This is a genomic window from Mammaliicoccus sp. D-M19, assembly GCF_022386695.1.
GTDB lineage: Bacteria > Bacillota > Bacilli > Staphylococcales > Staphylococcaceae > Mammaliicoccus > Mammaliicoccus sciuri.
On sequence record NZ_JAJNHW010000001.1, the window covers coordinates 515946 to 538773 of the forward strand.

At 32.9% G+C, this 22828-nt stretch carries 27 protein-coding genes; 10 read left to right on the top strand and 17 right to left on the bottom strand.

Going from position 1 to position 22828, the window contains the following annotated elements:
* From LQ675_RS02585 to LQ675_RS02610, 6 genes are all read right to left on the bottom strand, one after another.
* On the bottom strand, nucleotides 1–1245 hold the full coding sequence (locus LQ675_RS02585) for a Glu/Leu/Phe/Val family dehydrogenase (RefSeq protein WP_048540128.1): 1245 nt from the start codon (nucleotides 1243–1245) through the stop codon (nucleotides 1–3).
* Nucleotides 1246–1353: 108 nt separating this feature from the next.
* Entirely contained in the window at nucleotides 1354–2544 is a 1191-nt protein-coding gene (locus LQ675_RS02590) for an ornithine--oxo-acid transaminase (RefSeq protein WP_049319830.1), read from the bottom strand.
* 70 nt (nucleotides 2545–2614) lie between these two features.
* Nucleotides 2615–4159 carry an L-glutamate gamma-semialdehyde dehydrogenase gene (pruA, locus tag LQ675_RS02595; protein ID WP_058591479.1) on the bottom strand — a complete coding sequence of 515 codons (1545 nt, stop codon included), beginning with the start codon at nucleotides 4157–4159 and terminating at the stop codon, nucleotides 2615–2617.
* A gap of 244 nt (nucleotides 4160–4403) precedes the next feature.
* Nucleotides 4404–4784, bottom strand: coding sequence for a S1 domain-containing post-transcriptional regulator Ygs (gene ygs, locus LQ675_RS02600; RefSeq protein WP_048540132.1), 381 nt, complete (start codon nucleotides 4782–4784; stop codon nucleotides 4404–4406).
* 405 nt (nucleotides 4785–5189) lie between these two features.
* On the bottom strand, nucleotides 5190–5393 hold the full coding sequence (locus LQ675_RS02605; RefSeq protein ID WP_025904699.1) for a hypothetical protein: 204 nt from the start codon (nucleotides 5391–5393) through the stop codon (nucleotides 5190–5192).
* An 83-nt stretch (nucleotides 5394–5476) separates the two neighbouring features.
* Nucleotides 5477–6070 (bottom strand): peptidylprolyl isomerase, encoded by a 594-nt coding sequence (locus LQ675_RS02610; protein WP_048540134.1) that lies wholly within the window; start codon nucleotides 6068–6070, stop codon nucleotides 5477–5479.
* A gap of 76 nt (nucleotides 6071–6146) precedes the next feature.
* Between LQ675_RS02610 and kapB the strand changes: the two genes are divergently transcribed.
* The 8 genes from kapB (at nucleotide 6147) to mnhG (ending at nucleotide 12408) form a co-directional block, all read left to right on the top strand.
* Nucleotides 6147–6524, top strand: a complete 378-nt coding sequence (kapB, locus tag LQ675_RS02615) for a sporulation phosphorelay system protein KapB (RefSeq protein ID WP_058591480.1) — start codon at nucleotides 6147–6149, stop codon at nucleotides 6522–6524.
* Nucleotides 6525–6675: 151 nt separating this feature from the next.
* Entirely contained in the window at nucleotides 6676–9087 is a 2412-nt protein-coding gene (locus tag LQ675_RS02620) for a Na+/H+ antiporter subunit A (protein WP_058591481.1), read from the top strand.
* Nucleotides 9068–9496, top strand: a complete 429-nt coding sequence (locus LQ675_RS02625) for a Na(+)/H(+) antiporter subunit B (protein ID WP_025904695.1) — start codon at nucleotides 9068–9070, stop codon at nucleotides 9494–9496. The genes LQ675_RS02620 and LQ675_RS02625 overlap by 20 nt, the downstream gene beginning before the upstream one ends.
* Entirely contained in the window at nucleotides 9496–9837 is a 342-nt protein-coding gene (locus LQ675_RS02630; RefSeq protein ID WP_025904694.1) for a Na(+)/H(+) antiporter subunit C, read from the top strand. The genes LQ675_RS02625 and LQ675_RS02630 overlap by 1 nt, the downstream gene beginning before the upstream one ends.
* Nucleotides 9830–11320, top strand: a complete 1491-nt coding sequence (locus LQ675_RS02635) for a Na+/H+ antiporter subunit D (RefSeq protein WP_048540137.1) — start codon at nucleotides 9830–9832, stop codon at nucleotides 11318–11320. The genes LQ675_RS02630 and LQ675_RS02635 overlap by 8 nt, the downstream gene beginning before the upstream one ends.
* Nucleotides 11320–11802 carry a Na+/H+ antiporter subunit E gene (locus tag LQ675_RS02640; protein WP_025904692.1) on the top strand — a complete coding sequence of 161 codons (483 nt, stop codon included), beginning with the start codon at nucleotides 11320–11322 and terminating at the stop codon, nucleotides 11800–11802. Before LQ675_RS02635 ends, LQ675_RS02640 begins: the two co-directional genes overlap by 1 nt.
* On the top strand, nucleotides 11799–12089 hold the full coding sequence (locus tag LQ675_RS02645) for a Na(+)/H(+) antiporter subunit F1 (protein ID WP_048540139.1): 291 nt from the start codon (nucleotides 11799–11801) through the stop codon (nucleotides 12087–12089). The genes LQ675_RS02640 and LQ675_RS02645 overlap by 4 nt, the downstream gene beginning before the upstream one ends.
* Nucleotides 12067–12408, top strand: a complete 342-nt coding sequence (gene mnhG / locus LQ675_RS02650) for a monovalent cation/H(+) antiporter subunit G (protein WP_025904690.1) — start codon at nucleotides 12067–12069, stop codon at nucleotides 12406–12408. The genes LQ675_RS02645 and mnhG overlap by 23 nt, the downstream gene beginning before the upstream one ends.
* Before the next feature lie 48 nt (nucleotides 12409–12456).
* On the opposite strand, the gene LQ675_RS02655 is transcribed toward mnhG, so the two are convergent.
* The 8 genes from LQ675_RS02655 to LQ675_RS02690 all read right to left on the bottom strand — a co-directional run bounded on the left by LQ675_RS02655 (nucleotide 12457) and on the right by LQ675_RS02690 (nucleotide 19233).
* A complete protein-coding gene (locus LQ675_RS02655) occupies nucleotides 12457–13338 on the bottom strand; it encodes an SDR family oxidoreductase (RefSeq protein WP_058591483.1) in 882 nt (293 codons plus the stop codon).
* Between the two features lie 129 nt (nucleotides 13339–13467).
* Nucleotides 13468–13836 carry a PaaI family thioesterase gene (locus LQ675_RS02660; RefSeq protein WP_058591484.1) on the bottom strand — a complete coding sequence of 123 codons (369 nt, stop codon included), beginning with the start codon at nucleotides 13834–13836 and terminating at the stop codon, nucleotides 13468–13470.
* 23 nt (nucleotides 13837–13859) lie between these two features.
* Nucleotides 13860–15173, bottom strand: coding sequence for a Na+/H+ antiporter family protein (locus LQ675_RS02665; RefSeq protein WP_256891563.1), 1314 nt, complete (start codon nucleotides 15171–15173; stop codon nucleotides 13860–13862).
* A 205-nt stretch (nucleotides 15174–15378) separates the two neighbouring features.
* Nucleotides 15379–16854, bottom strand: coding sequence for a M17 family metallopeptidase (locus LQ675_RS02670; protein ID WP_208182991.1), 1476 nt, complete (start codon nucleotides 16852–16854; stop codon nucleotides 15379–15381).
* A gap of 17 nt (nucleotides 16855–16871) precedes the next feature.
* Complete coding sequence (locus LQ675_RS02675) at nucleotides 16872–17192, bottom strand: YuiB family protein (RefSeq protein ID WP_025904686.1); 321 nt, start codon at nucleotides 17190–17192, stop codon at nucleotides 16872–16874.
* 65 nt (nucleotides 17193–17257) lie between these two features.
* Nucleotides 17258–18472, bottom strand: coding sequence for an NAD(P)/FAD-dependent oxidoreductase (locus LQ675_RS02680; RefSeq protein ID WP_048540146.1), 1215 nt, complete (start codon nucleotides 18470–18472; stop codon nucleotides 17258–17260).
* A 153-nt stretch (nucleotides 18473–18625) separates the two neighbouring features.
* Entirely contained in the window at nucleotides 18626–18985 is a 360-nt protein-coding gene (locus LQ675_RS02685; RefSeq protein WP_048540148.1) for a HesB/IscA family protein, read from the bottom strand.
* A gap of 11 nt (nucleotides 18986–18996) precedes the next feature.
* A complete protein-coding gene (locus tag LQ675_RS02690; RefSeq protein ID WP_025904683.1) occupies nucleotides 18997–19233 on the bottom strand; it encodes a YuzB family protein in 237 nt (78 codons plus the stop codon).
* Between the two features lie 153 nt (nucleotides 19234–19386).
* Between LQ675_RS02690 and LQ675_RS02695 the strand changes: the two genes are divergently transcribed.
* Nucleotides 19387–20451 carry an NAD(P)/FAD-dependent oxidoreductase gene (locus tag LQ675_RS02695; protein WP_239726634.1) on the top strand — a complete coding sequence of 355 codons (1065 nt, stop codon included), beginning with the start codon at nucleotides 19387–19389 and terminating at the stop codon, nucleotides 20449–20451.
* A gap of 208 nt (nucleotides 20452–20659) precedes the next feature.
* On the opposite strand, the gene LQ675_RS02700 is transcribed toward LQ675_RS02695, so the two are convergent.
* Nucleotides 20660–20986: a YuzD family protein gene (locus tag LQ675_RS02700; RefSeq protein ID WP_048540152.1), complete on the bottom strand. Its 327-nt coding sequence runs from the start codon at nucleotides 20984–20986 to the stop codon at nucleotides 20660–20662.
* Nucleotides 20987–21095: 109 nt separating this feature from the next.
* Between LQ675_RS02700 and LQ675_RS02705 the strand changes: the two genes are divergently transcribed.
* Nucleotides 21096–21338, top strand: a complete 243-nt coding sequence (locus tag LQ675_RS02705) for a NifU family protein (protein WP_025904405.1) — start codon at nucleotides 21096–21098, stop codon at nucleotides 21336–21338.
* Between the two features lie 68 nt (nucleotides 21339–21406).
* Here the strand turns inward: LQ675_RS02705 and dltD are convergent, their stop codons facing one another.
* The gene (gene dltD, locus LQ675_RS02710) at nucleotides 21407–22588 is read right to left on the bottom strand and encodes a D-alanyl-lipoteichoic acid biosynthesis protein DltD (protein WP_106417856.1); all 1182 of its coding nucleotides are present in this window, start codon (nucleotides 22586–22588) and stop codon (nucleotides 21407–21409) included.
* Nucleotides 22585–22821 carry a D-alanine--poly(phosphoribitol) ligase subunit 2 gene (dltC, locus tag LQ675_RS02715; RefSeq protein ID WP_048540156.1) on the bottom strand — a complete coding sequence of 79 codons (237 nt, stop codon included), beginning with the start codon at nucleotides 22819–22821 and terminating at the stop codon, nucleotides 22585–22587. The genes dltD and dltC overlap by 4 nt, the downstream gene beginning before the upstream one ends.
* Nucleotides 22822–22828: the final 7 nt, after the last annotated feature.

The following is a 22828-nucleotide window of genomic DNA, read 5'->3' on the forward strand; positions in this document are numbered from 1 at the left end:
TTATGCCCAACCTCTATATCTAGCCGCTTCAGCTGTACGTTTAATACCTACAATATAAGCTGCTAATCTCATATCTATTTTTCTATTTTCTGCTAAGTTATAAATTGTATCAAAAGCTTTAACTAATTTTTCACGTAGTTTTTCGTTAACTTCTTCTTCAGTCCAGTAATAACCTTGGTTATTTTGTACCCACTCGAAGTATGAAACTGTTACACCACCAGCACTTGCTAATACGTCTGGCACAAGAAGAACGCCACGCTCACTTAATATTTTAGTTGCTGCCATTGTAGTTGGACCATTAGCTGCTTCTACTACAATTTCAGCTTTAATATCATTAGCATTATCTTCTGTAATTTGATTTGAAATCGCTGCTGGAACAAGGATATCACAATCAATTTCAAATAATTCTTTATTAGAAATTGTATCATCAAATAAATTTGTAACTGTTCCGAAGCTATCACGACGATCTAATAAATAATCGATATCTAAACCTTCAGGATCATGAAGTGCACCATAAGCATCTGAAATACCTACTATTTTAGCGCCTTGATCATATAAGAATTTCGCTAAAAAGCTTCCTGCGTTACCAAATCCTTGAATAACGACTCTTGAACCTTCGATTGTTTTTCCACGTCTCTTAGCTGCTTCTTCAATTGCAATAACAACACCTAATGCAGTAGAACGATCTCTACCTTGAGAACCACCTAAAACAATAGGTTTACCAGTAATAAATCCTGGAGAATTAAATTCATCCATTTGACTATATTCATCCATCATCCAAGCCATAATTTGTGAGTTTGTAAATACGTCTGGTGCTGGAATATCTTTTGTAGGACCTACTATTTGAGAAATAGCACGAACATATCCACGAGATAATCTTTCTACTTCATGAATACTCATTTGTCTTGGGTCACAGACAATACCACCTTTACCACCACCATATGGTAAATCTACAATTCCACATTTTAACGTCATCCACATAGATAATGCTGTTACTTCTTCAACATCAACATCTGGGTGGAAACGAACCCCACCTTTAGTTGGTCCAACTGCATCATTATGTTGTGCTCGATAACCAGTAAATGTCTTAACAGAACCGTCATCCATTCTAACAGGTATACGCACTGTTAATAATCTCATTGGTTCCTTAATTAAATCGTACATTCCCTCGTCAAAACCTAATTTATTAAGGGCTTCACCAATAATTTCTTGTGTCGATGAAACTAAATTTAAATTTTCGCTCATGATCCTCTTCGCCTCTTTTTTAAATACTTTTAATCTCTAAATAATTGTAACATAATTGATTATTTTTAAAAGGTCTTAAACGTTTTTTTGTAAACGTTATCAGGTTTTTTATTTAAAAACAGACTTAACTTGATCAAGTGCCCAATCTAAATCTTCTTTTTCGATAATAAGTGGTGGTGCAAAACGAATAACTGTATCATGAGTTTCTTTACATAACAGACCTAATTCTTTTAATTTTTCACAATATGGTCTTGCATCTTCAGTTAATTCGATACCAATGAATAAACCTTTACCTCTTACTTCTTTAATTGATGGATGATCAATTTTTTGTAATTCTTCTTTGAAATAAGTTCCTAATTCTAAAGAACGCTCAGATAATTTTTCATCAATTAGTACGTCTAATGCTGCAACAGATACCGCACATGCTAGAGGGTTACCACCAAAAGTAGAACCATGTGAACCTGGGTTAAATACTTCTAGAATTTCTTTATTACCAACAATACATGAAATTGGGAATACGCCTCCACCTAACGCTTTACCTAAGATATACATATCTGGTTGTACATTATCCCAATCTGTTGCGAATAATTTACCTGTTCTACCAAGACCAGCTTGAATTTCATCTGCAATGAATAATACATTGTTTTCATCACAAATTTCTCTAATTTGTTTTAAATAGCCGTCTTCAGGTACATTAATACCCGCTTCACCTTGAATAGGTTCAATTAATACGGCTGCTGTATTTGGTGTAATAGCAGATTTAATTTGTTCAATATCACCGAAATCAACAAGTTTGAATCCACCTAATAATGGACCATAACCTCTTTGGTATTCTTTTTCTGAAGAAAGTGAAACTGCAGCCATTGTACGACCATGGAAGTTACCATTCATCGCAATGATTTCTGCTTTGTTATCTTCTACACCTTTCACATCATAAGCCCAACGTCTTGCAGCTTTAATCGCTGTTTCAACAGCTTCTGCACCTGTGTTCATTGGTAATACCATTTCTTTGTTTGCTAGTTTACAAATTTTTTCATACCAAGGACCTAATTGATCACTATGGAATGCGCGTGAAGTAAGTGTTACACGATCTGCTTGATCTTTTAATGCTTGGATAATTTTCGGATGACGATGACCTTGGTTAACTGCAGAATAAGCAGATAACATATCTAAATAGCGATTGCCCTCTGGATCTTTAACCCAAATACCTTCCGCTTCTGAAATTACAATTGGTAATGGCAAATAGTTCGGCGCACCAAATGTATTTGTTTGTTCAATGATTTCTTGTGACTTTGTCATATTAAATCTCCTCCCATTAAAACAGTAGAGCATGTAAACGCCCTACTGTATTTTTATTATTTCAACAATATTATAACATTTCTGATGTCGTACGTCCTTGTAAGTGCAGTACTAAGTAGTCTGGTCCACCTGCTTTAGAATCTGTGCCTGACATTTTAAAGCCACCAAATGGTTGGTAACCTACAATAGCACCTGTACATCCTCTATTGAAGTATAAGTTACCTACCATAAAGTCTCTACGTGCTTGTTCTAATTTAGAGCGGTTATTTGTAATAACGCCACCTGTTAAACCGTATTCTGTATCATTCGCAAATTCAATTGCTTGATCAAAATCTTTTGCTTTGCTGAAACCAACAACTGGTCCGAAGATTTCTTCTTGCATGACTCTGTCGTCATGTTTTAAATCAGCAATGACAGTTGGGTTAACGAAATGTCCTTTTTCTTCGTCAGTTGTACCACCTGCTACTATACGGCCTTCTTTTTTACCGATTTCGATATATTTTTTAATTTTGTTTAATGAGTTTTCGTCAATTACTGGACCCATATAATTAGCTTGATCAGTTGAATCACCGACAGTTAATTTTTCTGTACGTTCAACTACTTTATCTAATAATTCATCATAAATATCTTCAACTGCAATGACACGTGAACATGCTGAACATTTTTGACCTGAGAATCCAAATGCTGATTGTACAATTGAATCAGCTGCTAAATCTAAGTCACCTTCTGAATCAACAATAATTGTATCTTTACCACCCATTTCTGCAATAACGCGTTTAAGGTGTGTTTGGCCTTTTTGAACTTTTGCAGCTCTTTCATAAATAGAAACACCTACATCACGAGAACCAGTGAATGAAATAAGACTTGTATCTTTATGATCAATTAAATAATCACCGATTTCACTTGATGAACCTGGAATGTAGTTTACCACCCCTTTTGGTAAACCTGCTTCTTCTAAAACTTCCATAAATTTATAAGCGATAACTGGCGTTTTAGATGATGGTTTTAATAACACAGTGTTTCCTGTTACGACTGGTGCTACAGTTGTACCAGCCATGATTGCAAATGCGAAGTTCCATGGTGAAATAACAACACTTACACCAACTGGTAAATAATTATATTTATTATATTCTCCTGGACGACTTTCTACTTTTTTACCGTCTTTTAATTCAAGCATTTGACGCGCATAGTATTCCATAAAGTCGATTGCTTCAGCAGTATCTGCATCTGCTTCTTTCCATGGTTTACCACCTTCTTTAGAAAGTAAAGCTGAGAATTCGTGTTTACGACGTCTCGTAATTGCTGCTGCTCTGAATAAAACGTCAGCACGGACACTTGGATCAGTATCTCTCCATGTTTTAAAGGCTTCTTTAGCAGCTTCCATTGCCTTTTCAGCATGTTCTTTGCTTGCTTTAGAAACTAATCCTACTGTTTCTTCAATATTTGATGGATTATATGAACGTGTTTTATCTTCTGTAAATATACGTTCTCCTCCAACAATAATTGGATACTCTTTTCCTAAATATCCTTCAACTGTTTTAAGACCTTCTAAATAAGCAGCCTTATTCTCCTCTTTCGTAAAATCAGTAAATGGTTCGTGTTTGTATGGAATCATTAAAGTAAACCTCCCTATGTTTATACGGGGTATTAAGAAACCCCTTACATTCCTATAATGACACACTTTTATAGATTACTTCAAGCTATTTTTTTCTGAATTTTTACAATAAAAATAAGTTGTAAATTTACTTCAAATAATTATTCAAAAAGCCGTTTAAATGTTCATTCAATGAAGTGATTTTTCGTATAAAAAAAGCCGGATTATCATGTAAGATATCCAGCTTATAAAGACGATAGATCATTTATTCGTCTTCAAAATGTTTATTTGATTGTTTAATCCACTTAGGCAACCTTTCTTCTAAAGGTTGAAACCCGTATTTTTCTGTCTCTCTAATTTCATCTAGAACTGAGCGCTTTTCTTTCTTACGTTCTTGTCTTTTGAAATATTCATTATCTTTAAGTGATAAATTCAACTTGCCATCCGCTTCAACTTTAATTATTTTAGCTTTTACTATCTGGCCAACACTAACAAATTGATTAAGGTTGTGCACGTAATCATTCATCACTTCAGAAATATGAATGAGACCTTCCACATGATCAGGGGTTTCAACAAAGGCGCCATATGGCTGAATGCCAGTCACTTTTACCTTTACAAACTGACCAACTTTATATTGTTTTCTCACTTTTAGAAAACCCCTTGTACTTGAAGTTATTAACTATTTCATCATAGCATAGTTATTTTTATTAAACCATTAATTTGATATATAATTCTGAAAATATTATGCATAAATATAAATCATCTATAAATTCATGAATTTATTATTAGATTAAGAAATAAGTATTCTATGGCGAAAATAGATTAAAGATTCTTTATTTGTTGTAGGATTTGTATGGGGATTTTGTGAGATATGTTGGGCGCTAACGATCTTGTTTTGATTTCTTGAACGTTAGAATTTCTAACGATCTTGTTTTTGAGTCTTGATCGTTAGCGCCCACCCCTCAACTCAACATTACATATAAAAAAGAGACTTCGACATACATATGCCTCAGTCTCTTCCTATATATAGTATTCGTTTGGAATGCTTTATTTACTTCTTATTGTTCTTTTTCTCCTCTTGCTCTAAATGATCCATTACTTGTTTTTCAAATGATTTCATTTTTTCTTCGTCTTTTTTAGATTTTTTACGGAACATCATAAATACGATATACGCCAAAATCATAAATAATATCAACGTAGCAACAGCAGGAATATATTCTAATTTATTATCTGGAAAATAAAGAAATTCCATCATAAGCCGACCACTCCCTTAGCAACTAAATTATACCAAAGATTGAGTCGAATGCATTGATTTTTTTATGACAATTGAATGTCGATTTATTTTATAATTTCAATTGTTTCAATTACTACGTCTTCAACTGGTTTATCGTTAGCGCCAACTTTAACGTTTGCGATTTCTTCAAGAACTGATTCACCTTCAACAATTTGACCAAATACAGAGTGTTTTTGGTCTAACCAAGGTGTACCGCCTTTTTCTGCATAACGATCAACGATTTCTTCAGGCCAACCACCATCTTTAAGTTGAGATAACATATTTGCTGGTACTTCTTTCATTTGTACAATGAAAAATTGTGAACCGTTTGTGTTTGGTCCAGCATTAGCCATAGATAACGCACCGTATAAGTTAAATGCTTGTAATGAGAATTCATCTTCAAAAGCACTTCCATAAATACTTTCGCCACCCATACCTGTACCAGTTGGGTCTCCACCTTGTACCATGAAGTCATTGATAACTCTATGGAAAATGATGCCATCATAATATTTTTTCTCAGCTAAACCGATGAAGTTTTCAACAGTTTTAGGTGCTAATTCAGGAAATAACTTGAATGTCATGTTTCCTTTAGTTGTTTTAATTTCTACAACTCTTTCACCTTCTAATATTTCATTTGTTAATTGAGGATAGTTTGTCATTTAATATTCTCCATTCATGTTAAAATAATTACAATAGTGATATCATAACATAATTTTTTAGAAAGGGGATATCAACATGTATTATCAATTTCCACACAAAACAGGTCAATATGTCGTAGAAATAGTTGAAGAAAAAGGAGACCAGTTTCTTGTTAAAGTATTAGCTGTTCTCAAACATCCTCGACAAGGAGATTTACATAGTCCAAATGAAGTTGAAAATGTTTTTTTCCATGAAAGAAAAGCTTTAAGCCAATTCGAAAAAAGATATACAACTGCACAGTTTTTAAAAGAGTATCCACATGATGTTCCAAATTACATTGATTCATTAAAATCATCATTAGCCGAACTTGAAGAAAAAATGATTAAAAGAAATAATGCATATAGTGAACAAGCTTTGAAGTGTATTGAACAATTAAAAATAGATTATTCACGTCAATACAAGGCAAATTTTTAGCAAACTTAAAAAAATTATAAAAATTTATAACGTGTTTCTTCATATTTAAAAATAGCCTAAAAATTCTGAAAGATTGACTTGATAGTATTTTCAAGCAATAACTTTATTGTGTATAATAATATTTATAAGATTTTTGGAAGGAGGTTATTAAATGAGTTTGATACATATTATGATTTTGTTACCTTTAATCTTTGCAATCATAATACCAATTTTATACAGATTTTATAAAGGTATACATCTAGGATGGTTTGTACTACCTATTCCGATTATTATATTTAGTTATTTTATGTCATACATAAATGTTCCAGATTCGGAAAAACCATTCATTGTAATATGGGATTTCATGCCTAGATTAGGTATGAACTTCTCCGTTCATTTAGACGGACTAAGTTTATTATTCGCATCATTAATTACAGGGATTGGTGCGCTCGTTGTATTATATTCCATTACATATTTAAGTAAAAATGAATCACTCGGTAATTTTTATTGTTATTTACTTATGTTTATGGGAGCTATGTTAGGTGTTGTATTATCAGATAATCTATTAATGCTTTACCTATTCTGGGAATTAACATCTATTTCAAGTTTCTTACTTATCGCTTATTGGCGCCATAAACAATCGTCAATATATGGTGCGCAAAAGTCATTATTAATTACAGTGTTTGGTGGCTTAATGTTACTAGGTGGATTTATTTGTATCGCAATTGCAGGTAATTCTTGGAGTATTACCTCTTTAGTACAAAATGCCGCTGAAATTCAAAGTTCACCTTACTTTATTTTTGCAATGATTTTAATTTTAATTGGTGCTATGACTAAATCTGCACAATTTCCATTTCATATTTGGTTACCAGATGCAATGGAAGCACCTACACCAGTCAGTGCCTATTTGCACTCAGCAACAATGGTTAAAGCAGGTATATATTTAGTTGCTCGTACAACACCAATTTTTGCAGCAAGTGCTGGATTTGTTTGGGCGGTAACTGCTATCGGATTAATCACATTGTTCTGGGCATCATTTAACGCTGTAAAACAACAAGATTTAAAAGGTATTTTAGCATTCTCAACAGTTTCACAGCTCGGTATGATTATGTCCATGCTTGGAATCGGTGCTGTCAGTTATCATTATTCTGGTGAAGAAAGTCAATTATTCTTAGCTAGTATTATCGCTGCAGTATTCCATTTAATTAACCACGCAACATTTAAAGGTGCATTATTCATGATTACGGGAACAATCGATCATGAAGTTGGTACAAGAGACATTAAAAAATTAGGCGGTTTAATGACCATCATGCCAATTTCTTGTACGTTCACAATTATTACTGCTTTAAGCATGGCGGGTGTTCCACCATTTAATGGTTTCTTATCTAAGGAAATGTTCTTAACAGCAATGTTTGATAGTCATCAAGCTGATATATTTGGTTTATCAACACTTGGGTACTTATTACCGATAGTTGCGATTGTTGGTAGTATCTTTACGTTTGTATATTCATTTAAATATGTACATGAAATATTCTTTGGAGACTATAAACCTGAAGCTTTACCTAAGAAACCACACGAAGCACCGTTACTTATGTTATTGCCGACAGGTATTTTGACATTCTTAGTTGTGTTATTTGGTTTATTCCCAAATATATTAAGCAACAGTATTATTGCACCAGCAGTAAGAGCAATTGCACCATTCGCTGATGCGCCTGATGTTCATATATCTCATTGGCACGGTATAACACCTGCTTTAATAGGTACGTTAATCGTATTTATTATAGGTTTTATATTATTTAAATCAGTAGAAAAATGGTTCAATATTTATAGCATTCAACCTGAATACTTAACGTTTAATTATTATTACGACAGAGGTATTCAATTAAGTTCTTATATTTCAAACAAAATAACGCAAAGCTATATGACTGGATTTATCAGATCATATTTAATGTATATTTTCGCATTCTTTATCATTATGACTGCACTCACGTTATTTACACATCCTGTAAGTGTTGCATTCGATAATATAAGCGAAATTAGACCATATGAAGTCATTTTAATGGGTTTAATTTTAGTAAGTACATTCTGTATCGTATTAGCTAAGTCAAGACTATTTAGCATCATTATGTTAGCTGCAGTTGGTTATTCAGTTGCTTTATTCTTTGTATTCTTTGGTGCGCCAGACTTAGCACTGACACAATTATCAATTGAAACAATTTCAACTGCCCTATTCTTACTATGTTTCTATCATTTACCTAAAATGAGTAGACATGATGAAAATAGAAACTTTAAAATCGGTAACTTTATCATTGCGATTTGTGTTGGAATTGGAGTTATTACAATCGGATTAATTTCATATGGAAATAGACATTTTGATTCTATTTCTCAATATTATATAGATAATGTATACGATCTAGCCGCTGGGAAAAACATGGTAAACGTTATTCTTGTTGACTTCCGTGGATTCGATACATTATTCGAGTCAGCTGTTTTAGGTATTGCAGGATTAGGTATTTACACATTAGTTAAATTAAGAGACAAGGATAAAGATGGAGGTGAAGAACATGAAGAAACAATCAAATGATGTATTCTTTCAGTTTAATGCCATTATCATTTTCCTAATTATTATGATGTATGCTGTTTCTATCTTCTTTGGTGGACACTATACACCAGGCGGCGGTTTTGTAGGTGGATTATTACTTTCATCTGCAGTCATTATTATCGGTATAGCCTTTGATACTAAAACTTTAAAGAAAATGTTCCCATTTGACTTTAAATTAGTAACAGCAACTGGTTTGTTCTTCTGTGTTCTAACACCAATCTTAAGTTGGACATATAACAAAACATTTTTCACACATAAATTTGGAGAATTTCATCTTCCTATCTTTGGTGAAGTTCATTGGCATACAGCAATGCTATTTGATTTAGGTGTATTACTAGCTGTTGTGGGTACTGCCATTACTATCATATTAGCGATTGGAGAGAATGAATAATGGAAATATTAATGATTTTCGTTGCAGGTATTATTATATCCGTATCAGTGTACCTTGTTCTCTCTAAAAGTTTAATTAGGATTATTATTGGTACTACATTACTATCCCATGGCGTACATTTAATGTTACTGACAATGGGCGGATTGAAAAAAGGTGCCTTACCTATTGAAGAAGAAGGTATTAAGAACTATGTTGACCCATTACCACAAGCATTGATCTTAACTGCCATCGTAATAGCTTTCGCTGTTACAGCATTCTTCTTAGTATTAGCTTTTAGAAGTTATAAGGAATTGGGAACTGATAATTTAGAAGAGATGAAGGAGGTACCGAAAGATGAGTAATTTGATTATTGTACCTCTTGTCATTACATTTTTAACTGCCGTTACGTTAATTTTTGTCGGTCACAGACCTTATGTTAAACGTAAAGTGGTATTAACAGGGTTCTCGTTAGCATTATTAGTGAGTTTATACAACCTCTACCACATATATATGAATGGAACACAAACTTTAAACTTAGGTAGCTGGCCCGTTCCATACAGCATTGTTATATATGTGGATATGTTAAGTGCACTACTCGTAACTGTGAGTTTACTGATTACGCTTATCGTACTCATATACTCTCACCAATCAATTGGTCTCCATCGTGAAAGATATTTTTATTACTTTGGTGTTTCAATGATGGTTACAGGTGTTAACGGCGCATTTATGACTGGTGACTTATTTAACTTATTCGTATTTTTCGAAGTATTTTTAATGTCATCATATTTATTACTTGTTATTGGTGGTACTAAAATCCAACTACAAGAAAGTATTAAATATATACTCGTTAATGTATTAACATCTGCATTCTTTGTATTAGGTGTCGGTATGCTTTACTCAATTACTGGCACATTAAATATGGGAGATCTACATGTTAAATTCGCAGAACTTTCAGGAACAAATTTAAATATCGTTGTTATTACATTTATCATGTTTCTATTCGTATTTGCGACTAAAGCAGGTATGTTCCCACTGTATTTCTGGTTACCTGGAGCATATTATGCACCACCAATTCCGATTATCGCACTATTTGGTGCTTTATTAACTAAAGTTGGTGTATATGCAATTATGCGTACGTTTAGCTTATTCTATTCAACGAATAGTGAATTTATTACGCAAACGTTAATTGTTCTGTCAATCCTAACAATCATCATGGGTTGTATTGGTGCTATTGCCTATTACGATGTTAAAAAGATTATCATTTATAATATTATGATCGCGATTGGTGTTATCCTAATTGGCGCTGCAATGATGGATAAAAACGGCATGATGGGAAGTATCTATTACTTGCTACATGACATGATTATCAAAGCTGCTTTATTCTTATTAATTGGGGTCATTATTAAAATAACTGGTACGCCTGATTTAAGAAAGTTCAGTGGATTAATCAATCACTATCCAGTTCTTGGTTGGATTTATTTTATAGCTGCCCTGTCGTTAGCTGGTATACCACCATTAAGTGGATTCTATGGTAAATATATCATCGTAATGTCTACATTTGAAAATGGTTATTACATAAGTGGTATTATCGTTCTTTTATCAAGTTTATGTGTACTCTATTCTGTAATGCGCATTTTCTTAATGGCATTTTGGGGTGAAGAAAAAGGTTATATTTATAACCCTAAACTACCAATCAATAAATTAATGATTGCATCAGTAGCCATTACAATAGTAGCCATTCTATTTGGACTTGGAGCAGACTACTTATATCCATTAGTGGAAAAAGCTGCATTACCATTCTATAACCCAGAAACTTATGTTAATGCGTTAGGAGGCGATTATTAATGGCGATACAAGTACTCATAAATGTTCTTTTAGCTGCATTATGGATGATGCTTTCAGATACTTATACATTTGGTGCATTTGTATTTGGTTATCTATTTGGTATATTGTTCGTCTTAGTAGCCTTACCGCTTCTTCCAGGCAAACATTTATACTTACGTCCTGTTTGGAAATCACTTATTTTAGCAGTTATATTTATGAAAGAATTAATTTTAGCGAATATAGATGTTATTCGAATAGTTATACAAAAAGAAATCCATAATAAGCCGGCATTTTTCGCTTATCCTACAGATTTAGATAAGGATTGGGAAATTAGTTTATTATCACAATTAATCACTTTAACACCAGGAACAATCGTCGTAGCAATTTCAGATGACAAAAAAACACTTTATATTCATTCAATTGATTTTTCAGATATTGATTCTGAAGTTAGTGCGATTAAAGATTCATTTGAAAAAGCTATCAAGGAGGTGAGCATACGATGACAAATATATTCGTTATTATTGCGATTATCATCGTTGCACTCTCTATGATTGGTATGCTGATTCGTGTCATTATTGGTCCTACTCTAGCTGATAGAGTCATTGCGCTCGACGCATTAGGTATTACATTAATGGCCATAATAGCTTTATTCTCAGTATTAACTCATACTAGATATTTATTCGTTATACTTTTATTAATAGGTATATTAGCATTCTTAGGTACTGCAGCATTTGCGAAATTTATGGATAAAGGAGAGATCATTGAAAATGATAGAAACGATTCTTATTAGTATCTCAATTTTTATGATGGTCATAGGTGCTTGCTTTAGCTTTTTCGCAGCGTTAGGTATTCTAAGATTACCAGATGTCTTTTCTCGTGCACACGCCTCTGGAAAAGCTTCTACATTAGGCGTTATGCTTATCTTGTTAGGTGTATTGATATACTTTATCGCTAAAGAAGGACATTTCAATGTTCAACTACTACTAGGTATTATCTTTATATTCATAACAGGTCCGTTAGCAGGTCACTTAGTTTCAAGAAGTGCTTACTATATGGGCGTTAGACCTAGTGAAAGAACAATTCGCGATGATTTAAAAGATGCAAAATAAAAAAGTTGTTGCAGTGATTATTTCACTAGCAACAACTTTTTATTTATATTAATTTATTGGTGCGCCACCAGTTACACCATATACTTGTCCTGTGATATAACTTGCACTATCTGATGCAAGTAAAACATACACTTCTGCTAATTCGACTGGTTGACCTGCTCTTTGTAAAGGCTGATTTTTTCCAAAGTCTGGTATGTTATCCTGTGGTTGACCACCTGATATTTGTAATGGTGTCCATATTGGTCCAGGTGCAACACTATTCACACGAATGCCTTTTTCTCCAAGTTGAGCAGCTAAACTTTTCGTTAATGATATATTGCAACTTTTTGTCATCGCATAATCTACCAAATGGGCACTTGGTTTAAACCCTTGTATAGATGATGTAATAATAATACTACTACCTTCTTTTAAATATTGAAGCGATTCTTGTATTGTAGCTATACCAGAAAAAACATTCACTTCGAATGTATCTCTAAGATTATCTTCTGATAAATTTTGAATGTCATATTCATATTGTTGTATACCTGCGTTCAGTACAACTATGTCCAAGCCACCTAATTTATTTTGCGCTTCTTGGACGAGTTGCTTAGGGAAGTTTCGATTTCTTAAATCTCCAGGAATTAGTACACATTTTTGACCAGCTTTTTCTATAATACTTTTTACTTCTTCAGCATCTTCTTTTTCATCTTGAATATAATTAATCGCGACATCTGCACCTTCTTTACCATAAGCGATTGCAGCAGCACGACCTATTCCAGAATCTCCTCCAGTTACAAGTGCTTTCTTACCTTTCAATTTCTCTGAACCTAAATAGGACTCTTCACCACAATCTGGAACAGGATTCATATTTTTCTGAATACCTGGATAATTTTGTGGTTGTTTATCATATTGGTCATAATAGTAAGCTGTTAAAGGATTGTGCTTAGTCATAATATATCCTCCTTAAATTATATATACTATATGTATACCCTTTATTGAGATATTTAAAAATATATATACCAATAAGAATAAAAAGCGATCAATACAAATATATGATTGTTCGCTTTTTATATGATTAAATTATCTTTTTTGTTTAATTGCTATTGTTGCTCTTACTATGGAAATAAGTTGTTCTTTTTCGTCAATAACTTTAACATCCCATACTTGTGTTGTTCTTCCAATATGAAGTGCTTGACCTATTGCTCGAACTGTACCTGATCGAGTTGACTTTATATGATTTGCGTTGATTTCTAATCCTAACGGAATTTCGTCTTCACTTGAAGCGTAATGAGCACCCATTGATGCTGCTGTTTCTGCTAATGCTATTGTTGCACCGCCATGTAGGAATCCGAATGGTTGTTTAACTTTATCCGTTACTGGCATCGTCATTTCGATATAGCCATGTCTTGATTCGATTGTTTCTATTCCAAAGTTCTCTATTAAATCCATATGATTAATCCCCCTTAATCATACTATAATACCATTGCAGCAATAAATCCAAAAATAATTAACGGGATATTATATATTAAGAAGTTCGGTATACATGTATCTCTAATATGATCGTGTTCACCGTCAACATTTAAACCAGCTGTTGGTCCTAAAGTTGAATCACTTGCAGGACTACCTGAATCACCTAACGCGCCTGCTGTTCCGATAACTGCGATTAATGCCATAGTGCTAAGTCCAATTTCTTGTCCAAATGGAATAAATAAACTAGCAATAATTGGAATTGTCGCAAATGATGATCCTATGCCTAGTGTTACAACAAGACCAATAACGTACATCATTATAATACTGAATGCTTTATTATCTCCTGTAATTGATGCTAGACTTTCAACTAGTGAACCTACTTCATTTGTAGCGCTCATCACACCTGCAAATCCGTTTGCAGTTAAAATCACAACACCAATGTATGCCATGATTTGAATACCTTCAACTAATTTAGCATCTAATTCTCTCCAGTTATATAATCCTGAGAAGAAGAATATTAAGATCCCTGCTAATGCACCAAAAATCATAGATTCCGTTAATGTTTGAACAACGAATGTTCCTAAAATTGCTAAGCCCGTCACAATTAATGGATATGGCTTTAATGTCTTCGTTTCTTCGTCTTCTTCTACTTTAATTGTTTTATATGTTCTAGGTTTCCAGTACATAATAATCGCAACAATTAATCCAAATACATAGCCCATTGAAGGAATTAACATCGCTTTCCAAATACTATTGAATTCTATATCTACATTTGCTTTTCCAAATGCATCAAAGATAATAGATTGGAATATATGACCATAACCATAAGGGAATAAAATATAAGGGAAACATAGTCCGAAACCAATAACTGTAGCAATTAATCTTCTATCCATTTGTAGTTCATTAAATAAGCTTAGTAATGGTGGTATAAGAATAGGTATAAATGCGATATGGACAGGTATGATATTTTGACTGAGTACTGAAATTACAAGTAATACAGCTACTAATAATATTTTTATTTTTAATCTACTTTTCTGTGAATTTTCTTTTTTCATTGATGTAATGATTTTTCCTACGATGTAGTCAGTTATACCACTATAAGAAATCAGTGCTGCAAATCCACCTAATAATGCATAAGACAATGCAACTTCTGAACCATCAACGATTGTTTTACCAAATGTGGAAATGACTTTATCAACAGACATTCCACTTAATAAACCACCTGTTAATGCACCTATGAATATACTTAGTACAACATTTAAACGCATTAAACAAAGTATAATCATCACAATAACAGCTACTAATACTGCATTTATTTCCAAAAAGACCCTCTCCATTCTTTAGTTCTCTACCACGATAAAGTGAAATAATGAATTTATCATATCAGTTGAGAAATAGCATGTCAACATCTCAATAATTAGTCCGAATATTCAGAATCAGATTTAGTCATAATTAAAGCGGGATCCAAACCTATCATAGTCCATAGATTTTTTATCCCGCTTTATATATGATTGACTGATTTTATTTATTTTTTAAGAAATGAAGTACTGTTGGTATCATAGCACCAGTCGCACCCTTTGGACCTTTGAATGAATCAGTCTCTGTTTCCCCTGAACCGGCAATATCAAAGTGTAAGTGTGGTATTTCATCACTAAAATGTGTTACAAATGCTGCTGCAAATAAAGCTTTACCGTTTTTATTTAAAATACAGTTAGTTAAATCTGCAACTTCTGAAGATTTAATATCTTGTTTCTCTTCATCTGTTATTGGTAATTCAAAACTTACTTCATTTGAATATTTTGCAGCTTGTTTCACATCATCAATGTATTGATCAGCATCGCTTGAGAATATCCCCGTTTTCCCTAAACCTAATGCTGCAACGACAGCTCCTGTTAATGTCGCAAAGTTCATAATAAGTTCTGGCTTATATTGTTTAACGAATGAAACAGCATCACCTAATACTAATCTTCCTTCAGCATCCGTATTTGTTATTTCAACTGTTTCTCCACTTAATGCAGTATATACATCATCTGGTTTCATTGCATTGCTTGAAATCATATTTTCAGCTAATGGTAATACTGCTACTACATGAATTGGTAATTGTAATTTGTTGATAGCATGCATCATACCTACTACGTTACTTGCACCACTCATGTCATATTTCATCGTTGGCATACCTGTTTTAGATTTAATTTGGTAACCACCTGAATCGTATGTTACACCTTTACCTACAAGCGCAATTGGATCTTGTGTTGAACCTTTATATTCAAGCACGACTAAACGAGGTGGATTTATAGATCCTTTACCAACTGCATCTAATAAACCAATACCTTCTTCTCTAATTTCATCTTCATTTTTAATCGTGACATTTACTTCTGAATCTTTAAAGTGTTGTTCAATTTCGTTTGCGAAATAATCTGGTGTTAAAATATTCGGTGGTGTTTGTGAATATGTTCTCGCTAAATTAACACTCTCTCCTAAAATTTCACCTTGATTAATAAATGTCGTGACATCTTCAGTTGTCGTTGTAACATAGTTAATAACTGTGTTAACATTTGCTGATTTGTTTGATTTATACGTATCAAATACAAATGTAGCTTGTGTGAATAACCAACCAAAACGATAAGCACGTTCTTGATTAGATACATTTTGTGATACAAACGTATCATCTAATAGATGTACTTCTTCAATTCTATTACTTTGTAAATATCTGCTTAAATTTCCGTACACAATTTGATAGTCATTTTCTTTAATTTCTTTTAAGTTACTTAACCCTACTGCAATTAATTTAACGACTTGTCCATTTATGATAATCGCTGTACTTGTGATTTTACCAAGCTCACTACTAATAATTTGTTGTTTTTTTAAATTTTCAAGTTGTCCGTCTAAAATTTGATTAATTTCATCAAAATTGTGCATTTGATTTAAGTGACTTGGACAACCGATTACAATCGGAAGTTCATTATAAGAATATGTTTCTTTAATTTTTATATTCATCATTATTATCCCCTTTGTTAAAACATTGAATAACCGCTTCTTCGTAAATTCCTTATAACAAATCCTGCGACAATAGCGCCAATCCATCCTGAACCAAGCATTAATATATCCGCAGTATGTATATGTGTTAAACCTGTAATAAGTTTTGAAAATGCAGTTGCTGGATCTGTAAAGTACATAGCAGTGGAAATTTTATCTACAATTGCAAAAATAACAAATGGATAAAGTACGACCATTAACCAAGTACCTTTTAATAGCATATTTAATATAAAAGCGATTCCAAAAAACAGAACAAAAAATAATGCCATAGATATAATAACTTGCGGTAAAGATATCATAGCTAACCTCCTTTAAAAAAAGAGACCCGCCTAATAGCAGGTCTCTACACTTAATAATGAATCAATTAGAATTTACCTTTTTTATAGGCTAATCCGATACCACCAATTTTGAAAATTGCACGAGTATCGATAACTTTTTTCATGAATGCTGCTTTTTTACCAGTAATTTCACGACCCATAACAACACCAACACCATCATGGCTACCTAATGAACATACAGTACCTTTGTCATCGTATGCGAATGGCTCTGTTTTCTCACCATTGAAGATGTTTTTAATGTTTTTAGCAAGGTGTTCACCTTGTTGCATAGCGATTTGTGCTGTTGTTGGAAGTGGACGCTTGTTGTCTCCTTCACCAGCCATAACAGCTGAACAGTCACCAATTACGAAGATATCATCATAGTTGTCGATTGATAAATCATCTTTAACTACGATACGACCACGTTTAACGCCGTCAAATGATTCTTCCATCAATTTACTACCTCTAACACCTGCAGCCCAAATAGCTGTGTTAGCTTCTAAAGTTTGTTCTTCGTCATTAACTTTAACTACGAAACCTTTTTCATTACAAGCAACGATTGGAGTAGAAATTTTGAATTCAACGCCACGTTCTTCTAAATATTTAACAACGTAGTTCACTAAGTTTTCAGAGAACATAGGTAACATTTTTGGAGCAGCTTCAACACAAGTGATTTTAACTTTAGATTGATCTACACCGTATTTTTTACATAATTCAGGAATACGTTCTGTTAATTCACCTAATAATTCAACACCAGTGAATCCAGCGCCACCTACTAAGATTGCTAAATCATTTTCATCTTTTTCTTTAGATGCAGCATAATTAGCAAATTTATCTTCGATATGTTTAGCAATACGACGAGAAGTGTTAATGTTTTCGATTTGTAAAGCATGTTCTTTCATACCTTCAATACCGAATGTTTCACTTTCAAATCCTAATGCAACAACAAGAATATCATATTCGAATACACCGTTAGATGTTTCAACTGTTTTAGCATCTTTGTTGATTTTTGTTACTTCTGCTTTAACGAAGTTTACTTTATTTCTGTCGATTACATTTGTAATTGGGTATAAAGCATCCTCATAGTTTAAAGTACCTGCAGAAGCTTCGTGTAACCATGTAGCTTCGTAGTGATAATCGTTTTTGTTGATTAATGTAACATCAACGTCTTGGTTTGAAACTAATTTTTGCAATTTAGTTACTGTTTGTAAGCCAGCGTATCCTGCCCCTAATACTAGAACTTTTTTACGTTCAAATCCCATTATTTTCACCTATACTTTCTAAATTTTGTTTGACACTTATAGGAAAGTTGTGTCACTTTGTGTTTTTCCTCACAAATAAAGATAATACTATTTACATACAAGTTTTATTGTATATTTTTATAAAGATAAATTCAAGTGTGACATATCAATTCCTTAGCATTGTTCTGGCGTACCTGAAACGTCTCTTGTCTTAAATGAACTTCCGCAACCACAAGCTGCAATAGCATTAGGGTTTTCAATCGCAAATCCGCCACCCATTAAAGATGTCTTAAAGTCAATTGTTGTACCATTTAAAATTGGTGCATCGTTTTTATCTACTAACACTTTCACACCATAAAACTCTAGAACTTCATCATTCTCAGCCGGTTCTTCTTCTGCTGACATTCCGTAAGAAAGTCCTGTACAACCGCCACCTTTAACAGATACTTTCAAATAACCATTTGGCATATCGTTATTTTTCATCATATCTTTAACTTCATAAGCTGCTGCTTCAGTTAATATAACAGTTGACATATTTATTCCTCCTAAAAAATCCAATTTTCTTCTATATGACTATATATATTTTCAAGTAATTCTTCTGGTGTTTCTCCCTTGACCATATCTCCATTGACTAATGCATATAACCCTCTAGCACATGGTCCACAATTTTGTAGACAACCGTATTCCAATACATCTACTTCTGGATCATTGTCGAGCTTGTTAAACACTACATCAGCACCTTTGGCCAAGTTTGAAATACAAAATTCGACAATTGGGTTCAATGTGTTCACCTACTCACTTTTTATTCATTAAACTATTTTAACATTCATTGTAGTTTATGCCAAAAACGATTATACTAAAAGTATACTTATATATTATAAAATATATACATACAAATTTGTAGAAATTTGATTTATGGACAAAGGAGAATAACGATGAAAAGCTTAGTATTATTAGGGGGCGGATACGGTAATATGCGCTTAATGAAAGAAATACTTCCTAGCACATTACCTTCCGATTATTCAATTACGCTGATTGATCGTATGCCATTTCACGGTTTAAAAACAGAGTTCTACGCATTAGCAGCAGGCACAAAACCAGATAAAGATATTCGTGTTCAATTTCCAAAAGATAAAAAAATTAATACAGTATACGGGGAAATTACTGATATTGATTTAGACAATCAAATTGTTTCAGTTGGAGATACACGAGTTGATTATGATGAACTTGTAATAGGTCTAGGTTGTGAAGACAAATATCACAACGTACCTGGCGCAAAAGAATATACCTATAGTATTCAAACTGTACAAAACGCACGCAAAACATACCAAGCAATATGTGACTTACCAAGTGATGCAACTGTAGGTATCGTCGGTGCAGGATTAAGTGGTATAGAACTTGCAAGTGAATTACGTGAAAGTAGACAAGATATTAAAATTAAACTTTTTGATAGAGGTTCACGAATTTTACCTGCATTCCCAGAGAAATTAAGTAAATACGTAAAAAAATGGTTTGATAAACATAATGTAGAAGTTGTACCAAATTCAAATATCACTAAAGTTGAACCCGGACAACTTTATAACAATGAAGATATTCATAACGTTGATTTAGTTGTATGGACTGCCGGTATACAACCAGTTGAAATCGTTAGAAATCTTCCAGTTGATACAAACGACGGTAGAAGGGTTATCGTAAATCAATATCATCAAATTCCAACATATCCAAATGTATATATTGTAGGCGATTGTGCAGCATTACCTCATGCACCAAGCGCATATTTAGCAGAAATACAAGCTGATCAAATCGCTGAAGTCATGAAATTACAATGGGCAAACAAACCATTACCTGAAAAGATGCCAGATTTGAAACCACAAGGATTTGTAGGTTCACTTGGTGAAAAACAAGGCTTCGCTTATTTAATGGAACAAACCGTAACAGGTCGTTTAGCAAGAGTCATTAAATCAGGTGTTCTATGGTTATATAAATATCATAACGGATAAGAAAAAAGTAGCAGATTACTCTGCTACTTTTTTTCTATTGTATGTGGGGGGGTGGTTGGAAGTGAAGATGTGAGTTAACTGCCTCTTTATCTCACATCTTTGGCGAGCTCTTGGCTTTATTCAGGAGTTAAGCCATGACTTGACTTTTCTCACATCTATACTCTACCCAACTCACCTGTCCCCAATTAACTCCCTAAATTATTCATTTTTATTGTTCTACTGCTACGTGTTCATCTATAAATTTTGTTACTGGCTTTAATTGAACATAACCATCTGCTACGTATTCATCATTGATTGTTACAAGTGGATAGAAAAGTTCGTCTTCGTTTATTCTTTCGATAAATTGTTGGTCGTGATCTGTTAAATTTTCTGTTTGTTTCATAATATCAATATATGTGTATTCAAGGTTTAACTCTGGATATTTTCTTCCTAAAATTGCTTGTAACCATTCAAATGTGTCTTTAGATGATGGTGCATTTACACAACTTGCACATACAACATCAGCTCCATAAATTACTATACTTGCCTTGGACATTTTAGCATCCCCCTAGTTTCATGAATAGATTTTTTACCTTATTTCTATTATAATAGATAAATAAGATTAATGTATCTAATAACACTTGATGAGAGGAGTATTAATATATATGGCTACCGAACAACAAACAATGTTTGATCAAGTTAGTGATGTACTCGAAAAGTTAAGACCATTCTTATTACGTGATGGTGGCGACTGTGAATTAGTAGATGTTGATGACGGGATTGTTAAATTACGTCTACTTGGTGCTTGTGGTACTTGCCCAAGTTCTACTATTACGCTAAAAGCTGGCATAGAACGTGCTTTATTAGAAGAAGTACCTGGCGTAGTGGAAGTAGAACAAGTATTCTAACTTCATAATTAATAAAAAACAGGACATCGTTTATAAACGATGTCCTGTTTTTTATTTCCTAGGTAATATTAATGATACTGTCTACTCACTTTTCCATCATATGTTCCATTGATATGTTGTATCATTTGTTCATTAATATATACCCAGCCTTTCCATCCTATATGAACGGCGTCTGTTATTACATACGGTTCATATTCTTTATCGGTTAAATCGTATACTTTCATATCATTCTTTTGAATCATGTGATTGATTTTCTCATATACCGCTTCACGTTTTTCTTTATCCACATGAATATGATCATACCATTTTCCATTTGCTGGAATCACAATAAACAATGGGTCTGCTTTAGCTTCTTTTAAAGTATCGATTAATAATTGTAAATCATCAAATTCTTTCGAATGCATATTAAACTCGTAATTACGATTATATCTTTTACGTTGCTGTTTTAATAAATGCCAATATTTATCATTCATACCAAATTTGTTTGTTCTTGAATGTTGTGCGCCATATTCTGATGCGTATAACTTCAAGTCATTCCAATTCATATGATTAAAATGATGGTGTTCTTTTCTATGTAACTTTGCTTTTTCTTGTCCAAAAATTGATTTCAAAGCGTCGTGTTTTTCATAGATATTTTTTTCAAAATCATTCATAAATGTACCTTCATCATAATGATGATTTTCTTTTCCTATGACTGATTTCAAGTATGGGTCTGATTTTAATTGTTTAAATTGCGCTAATCTTTTAGCAAAACGATCTTTAATTTCTGGACTTAACACTTTATTTTTAAATAAGTGATTAGCTTGTAATGGTGAAAAGCGAGCACTAAAGTTATCATTTGTCAGTCCATGATCTGTAAACCATTGTGGCGAAATAATAATCGCTATTTTTTTACCTTTTAGATTATGTGCTTGGCTTCCCATATTAATTGCATGAATTAAATCAGTTGATCCACCCGTACCTATTAGATATGGTTGCAATTTCGCTTTTTTGTCATTCAAGATATACGCTGGATGGAAGATGTCTTGTTTTTCCAATTCACTTGACCCAAAGATTGGATAGAAATTTTTACTTAATAACATTTCTTCTTGTGAGTGCACACCTTTTAGTACTGTATCATCTAAAGATATCGCTTCGTTATTAATACTGTCATACTTTGAAAATGATTTAATCCATTCTACTGGTACGAGTAAAAATAAACCGAATAATAAACCACTTATTAATAATGGTAACAATAACTTTAATTTCATTGTAATTCCTTAAGTACTGCTATAATTTTATTTGGTGTTGCCCACTCATCTCTATCAAAATCAGTAATTGTTACATCAATGCCTAAATTATTTTGAATTTCTAATAATAACCCTACTGTCGCAAATGAATCGATAATGCCTTCTTCAAATATTTCAATATCAGGATTTTCTTTAACGATATCATTTTCTGCAACTTCTGCTAAAATATTTAAAACACTCTCTTCAAAATTCATAATATAA